A 5,689-nucleotide genomic window follows, 5' to 3' on the forward strand; every position below is an offset into this window, starting at 1 on the left:
CGGGTTCCATCGACCAAGGATGGCGGATTACCAGAATGCCGACAGATGGTCAAGGCGGCAGCAGGATGATCGCACCATCGATCACCATCTCAGCGATTATCATCAACGCCTGGAATTTTGTGGTCCGGTGCGAAAAAAGGTTTGCCGTCAGCCGCCTGATTATTTAGAGTGGTACCTGACTTACCATGGGTAAAAATAGGGGGACGGATGATTGTCTTCGACGGCACCTACATGCTGGAGCGAAAAGAAGACCCAGGGGCAAGTTCGGCCCATGCCTGTTCCTGGCGGGTGAAGATCGTCGATTTTTCATCCGGCGACCTCATGCATCGCCACATCCGGCCCTATGCTGTGTTGGCCTTTCGCATGGAGGGCGGCATTTTCAAGACCAGCTGTGCCGAAAGCATCGGAAAGCGGATCTGCAGGGATTTCGACCTCAAGGTGGATGACGTGTTGTGGGTTGAGGCCTTCACCGACCTTCCCGGTGCACTCTACGTGGCTGTTTTTACCCCCCGGTACCACAATACGGACATTCATTACACCGTTACCTGGCGGCCGATTTTAAAAAACGAACAGTCAGCCGTGGAACCCTGGTGCTGATAAGCCTTCCGGGTGGTCTGTCGGGTTGCCAAAATATGGGTTGAATGTTCCATTGGTTTTAACTAAGATGCGCCCCCAATAACCGCCTGCTCGCCATCTGGTCTTTCATCTCCATCGCGAAGATTGGAAATTCCTGCTGACGAGCGCGGTCGTTTCCTAAGGGCTTCGGCTGCGTAACTGGAGCCATTCACAGTGGCCCAAAGGGTGGACGAATCATCAACCGCAAAACAAGGATGCTGCAATGAAGGTGCTGGTCAGTGACAATCTGGGTGAAGATGGAATCCACATGTTTCAGGAGGCTCCGGGTATTCAAGTGGATGTGAAGACCGGCCTGGCGCCGGAGGCGCTCAAGGCGATTATCGCCGATTACGACGCCCTGGTGATTCGAAGCTCCACCAAGGTGACCGAGGATCTTTTGCAGGTGGCCACCCGGCTCAAGGTGGTGGGACGGGCGGGCATTGGTCTGGACAATGTGGATATTCCGGCGGCCACGCGGCGCGGGGTGGTGGTGATGAACACCCCCACGGGCAACGTGGTAACGACGGCGGAGCACGCGATCGCCATGATGCTGGCCCTGACCCGCAACATCCCAACGGGAACGGCCTCCCTGAGGGATGGCCGATGGGAGAAGAAAAAACTTCAGGGCCGGGAGATCTTCAACAAGGTGCTGGGCGTTATCGGGTACGGCAAGATCGGCGCCATCGTGGCCGACCGGGCCCGTGGGCTGAAGATGAACGTGATTATCCACGACCCTTATGTCACCCCGGACCAGATTCAAAAGGCGGGTTTCGAGAGTGTGGACCTGGACACCTTGTACCAGCGAGCCGACTATATATCCGTGCATGTGCCGAAGCTAAAAAATACCGCTGGATTGATCGACAAGGATGCCTTCGACAAAATGAAACCCGGTGTGATGGTAATCAACTGCGCTCGGGGCGGGATCGTCGTTGAAAGCGACCTGTACGATTCCCTTGTTTCCGGAAAAGTCGCCGGCGCAGCGTTGGATGTCTTCGAGACCGAGCCGCCTGGACCGTCCCCCCTGATCACCCATGAGCGAGTGATCTGTACACCCCACCTGGGCGCCTCCACCCGGGAAGCTCAGACCAATGTGGCCGTGGCTATTGCCCGGCAGATCATCGATTTTCTGACTGCCGGCACGGTGGCCAATGCGGTGAACATGCCCTCCGTGACCGGTGAAGTGCTCGAAAAGATCGGCCCCTACCTCACCCTGGCCGACCGCATGGGATGCCTTCAGGCTCAACTGGTTCGCGGCCCCATCAAGGAGGTGGTCGTCGAGTTTCATGGTGATTTCAAAGATCTGGACCTCTCTCCCGTTTCAACGGCGGTGCTCAAGGGCATCTTGACACCGGTGGTAAAAGATGACGTAAATTTTGTCAATGCCCATGTCATGGCCCAACAGCGCGGCATCAAGGTGACTGAAACCAGCAGCGCCGAGTCGGACTATTATGTCAACCAGATTACGGTCAGGGCGATTACCACCGAGATGGAAAGCGTGGTGTCCGGCACCATCTTCGGGAAGAAGGACCCGCGGATCGTCAAGATCGACAAGTTCCGGCTGGAGATGATTCCCCTTGGCCACATGGCTTTGATTCAGAACATTGACAAGCCCGGCTCCATCGGTGAAATCGGCACCACCCTGGGCCGGCACAACATCAATATCGGAAGAATGCAGGTGGGTCAGGAGGAGGAGGGTGACCGCAATATCATTTTTCTGACTACCGACACCCCCATCCCGGAAGCGGTGGTTGAGGAAATGCGGCATCTCTCTTTGGTCAAGACCGTCACGCCGCTGGAATTTTGACCGGTTCGTAAAAAGTTCGATATCTGCGTTACGCTTCATCCCTCGTTCCTTCGGAGTACGGACAGCAAGCCTCATTTTACGGGATTCGCAAGCCTTGATCTCGAAATTTTTACGAAGCCGTCAGTAAGGCGGATTTTTTCAGATTCATCAACGTTATCAGGTTTCTATCACCCAAGGAGTGCTTCCCATGACAGACGAAAAGCAGGAAAAAACCGGCAAACCAAATCCACTCGACCCTCCCAAATCGGCTTCGACCTCCCTGCCGACCCTCAATTTTGCCACGTTTATCTTTTCTCTCAATTCATCGGCGCTCGTTCAACTGGGAATGATCGAAGACCCGATGACCGGCGAAAAAGCCAAGAACCTTCCGCTGGCCAGACAAACCATCGATATCCTTTCCATGCTCGAAGAAAAGACGCGGGGAAACCTGGACGTCGATGAGGCGGCGATGCTCAAGAACATTCTTTACGACCTGCGGATCCAATACGTTAAAGAGAAGGCTTAGCCAGACACGGCGATCACCTGACATGCAACCGCTTCACGTGAAAGCGCCGGCGAAGATCAACCTGTTTCTTCGCATTACCGGCAAACGACCCGACGGCTATCATGATTTGTACACCCTCATGTGCCCGTTGGCCCTGTACGACACCCTGACCCTGAGCATGGGCGGGAAGGGGATTATCGTTGTCTGCGACCATCCCAGCGTCCCGGAAGATGCATCCAACCTGGCTGCCCGTTCGGCGCAACTGTATCTGGAGACCATCTCCGCGGGCGGTGCGCCCCCGGTATCCGGACTGACCATCCATATCGATAAAAAAATACCGGTGGGGGCCGGGCTTGGCGGCGGCAGCAGCGATGCTGCCGCCGTCCTGGTTGCTTTGAACGACTATTTCGGGCAACCCCTGACCAACCAAGCCCTCATGGCGTTGGGCACGCGCCTCGGTGCCGATGTTCCCTTTTTCATCCTGGGCGGGCCGGCGCTGGGCACAGGGATCGGTGATCGGCTCCAACCCTTTCCGCACCTGACGCCATGGACGGCGCTGCTGGTCTATCCCAACGAGGTGGTATCTACCGCCTGGGTCTACAAAAATCTGAATTTAAGATTGACAAAAGACGAAAAAAAACTTAGTAAATTCCACTTTGATGGCCGACTTTTCAACGTCGATGAGCATCTGGTCAACGATTTGGAACCGGTGACCGAAAGGGCGTTTCCGGTCGTCAGCGCAATAAAGCGCCTGCTGTTGGCACATGGAGCGGCCGGGGCCATGATGTCCGGCAGCGGATCAACGGTGTTCGGGTTGTTTGCGGACCCCGAACGAGCCATTTCAGTTTGTACAGCCTTGTGTGACAATCAGCAAAACAAAAACTGGACGCTTTATGTCGCGGATATGTTGATCTAAGTGCCGGTTGTTGCCGAAGTCCGGGCTCAGGGTGCCGGCATTTTTCTGCTGGGGCGTCGTCAAGCGGTAAGACACAGGATTTTGGTTCCTGCATTCGGAGGTTCGAATCCTCCCGCCCCAGCCAATCACATCGAACAGGAGTAGCGTTCAGAAAGTGACAACAAAAAAACAAAAGTTCTGCGTTTTCACAGGCAATTCCAATCCGGACCTGGCATGCAAAATTGTCGACTACTTGGGGATGCCCCTGTGCGGTGCCGTCGTCAAGCGGTTCAGTGACGGTGAGATTCAGATCGAGATCGATGAAAACGTGCGAACCAAAGACGTTTTTGTCATTCAATCCACTTGCCACCCGGTCAACGACAACCTGGTTGAACTGCTTCTCATGGTGGATGCCCTGAAAAGGGCCTCGGCCCGTCGAATCACCGCTGTGATACCCTACTACGGATATGCCCGCCAGGACAAAAAAGTGGCCCCCCGCGTGCCCATCAGCGCCAAACTCATCGCTGATTTGCTGACGGCTGCCGGGGCCACCCGTGTGATCACCATGGACCTGCATGCCGGACAAATTCAGGGTTTTTTCAACATTCCCGTGGACAACCTGTACGCGGCACCGGTGCTCCTGGATTACATCAAATCCAACTTCAATGAAGGCCTGGTCATCGTATCGCCCGATGCCGGTGGCGTCGAGCGGGCCCGTGCCTTTGCCAAACGGCTCCACGCCGGGCTGGCTATCGTAGACAAACGGCGGTCGGCGCCCAACAAGGCAAAGGCCATGGCAGTCATCGGTGATGTGGCCGACAAAACGGTCGTCATTCAAGATGATATGATTGACACCGCCGGGACCCTCACCGAGGCCGTGAATGCGCTCATTGAAAAGGGAGCACGGGAAGTCCATGCCTGTTGTGCCCATGCGGTGCTGTCCGGGCCGGCCGTGGAACGGATCAATGCCTCACCCATTACCAGCGTCGTCTGCACGGATACCATCCCGCTGAACGAGAAGGCGGCTGCCTGCAATAAAATAAAAGTGCTTTCCATCTCAAACCTGGTGGGGGAAGCCATCATCAGAAGCTACACCGGGGATTCGGTAACGTCCCTGTTCGTGTAATATTCTTTAAGGAGGAAAAGATCGTTGGAAATAATGAATTTGAAAGCAAGTCAACGGGAGGCCGTGGGTAACGGGCCTTCAAGAGTTCTGCGGCGGGACGGCAAAATTCCCGCCATTTTATATGGCCCGAAAACCGAACCGGTTAAACTGGCCATCGACAGGCTGGAACTGGAACCTATTTTTAAATCCGGCGCCGTAGCCCAGAAACTGCTGAAACTGCAGATCGAAGGTGACGATTCCGTCCGTAACGTCATGGTCAAAGAGATGCAGAAGGATCCCGTTTCCCGAAGCGTGCTTCACCTGGACCTCTATGAAGTAAGCATGGATCAGCGGATCAATGTCATGGTTCCCGTGGTCACCACCGGCAAGAGCACCGGCGTGGAGATGGGCGGCATGCTGCAGATCATTCGCCGGGAACTGGAAGTGTTCTGCCTTCCCGGTCAAATTCCCGAGAACATCACCATCGATATCACTGGCCTTGAAATTGGCGACTCGGTTCACGTTGAAGACCTCCCGCAGGAGGAAACTGCCGAGATTCTAGCCGACGTCAACTTCACGATCCTGACCATCCTCAGCCCGATGGCAGAGGAAGAGGAGGAAGTCGAGGAAGAAGAGGAAGGCGCAGAAGAAGGTGAAGAAGGTGAGGAGGGTGAAGAGGCTGCTGAAGAACCGGCGGCCGAGTAGTTTTCATGACGGGTGGCCTGACGCATCTCGCTGCGGGTTGCCATCGCCATGAAGGCTGAAATCAGACCCCGTCTGATCGTC

Annotated in this window: 6 protein-coding genes and 1 tRNA gene; all 7 read left to right on the top strand. The window is 55.4% G+C overall.

Going from position 1 to position 5,689, the window contains the following annotated elements; all coding sequences use genetic code 11:
• Nucleotides 1-207 precede the first annotated feature (207 nt).
• The 7 genes from ABYV26_RS19210 (at nucleotide 208) to ABYV26_RS19240 (ending at nucleotide 5,608) form a co-directional block, all read left to right on the top strand.
• On the top strand, nucleotides 208-597 hold the full coding sequence (locus ABYV26_RS19210) for a hypothetical protein (protein WP_372682971.1): 390 nt from the start codon (nucleotides 208-210) through the stop codon (nucleotides 595-597).
• A 241-nt stretch (nucleotides 598-838) separates the two neighbouring features.
• The gene (gene serA / locus ABYV26_RS19215; RefSeq protein WP_372682972.1) at nucleotides 839-2,419 is read left to right on the top strand and encodes a phosphoglycerate dehydrogenase; all 1,581 of its coding nucleotides are present in this window, start codon (nucleotides 839-841) and stop codon (nucleotides 2,417-2,419) included.
• A 187-nt stretch (nucleotides 2,420-2,606) separates the two neighbouring features.
• Nucleotides 2,607-2,924: a DUF1844 domain-containing protein gene (locus ABYV26_RS19220; protein WP_372682973.1), complete on the top strand. Its 318-nt coding sequence runs from the start codon at nucleotides 2,607-2,609 to the stop codon at nucleotides 2,922-2,924.
• 22 nt (nucleotides 2,925-2,946) lie between these two features.
• Complete coding sequence (gene ispE / locus ABYV26_RS19225; RefSeq protein ID WP_372682974.1) at nucleotides 2,947-3,819, top strand: 4-(cytidine 5'-diphospho)-2-C-methyl-D-erythritol kinase; 873 nt, start codon at nucleotides 2,947-2,949, stop codon at nucleotides 3,817-3,819.
• A gap of 49 nt (nucleotides 3,820-3,868) precedes the next feature.
• Nucleotides 3,869-3,943: transfer RNA gene (locus ABYV26_RS19230), tRNA-Gln, on the top strand.
• Nucleotides 3,944-3,973: 30 nt separating this feature from the next.
• Nucleotides 3,974-4,924, top strand: a complete 951-nt coding sequence (locus tag ABYV26_RS19235; protein WP_372682975.1) for a ribose-phosphate diphosphokinase — start codon at nucleotides 3,974-3,976, stop codon at nucleotides 4,922-4,924.
• Between the two features lie 33 nt (nucleotides 4,925-4,957).
• Nucleotides 4,958-5,608, top strand: coding sequence for a 50S ribosomal protein L25/general stress protein Ctc (locus ABYV26_RS19240; protein WP_372682976.1), 651 nt, complete (start codon nucleotides 4,958-4,960; stop codon nucleotides 5,606-5,608).
• Nucleotides 5,609-5,689: the final 81 nt, after the last annotated feature.

The organism is Desulfosarcina sp., assembly GCF_041551955.1.
Classification (GTDB): Bacteria; Desulfobacterota; Desulfobacteria; order Desulfobacterales; family Desulfosarcinaceae; genus Desulfosarcina.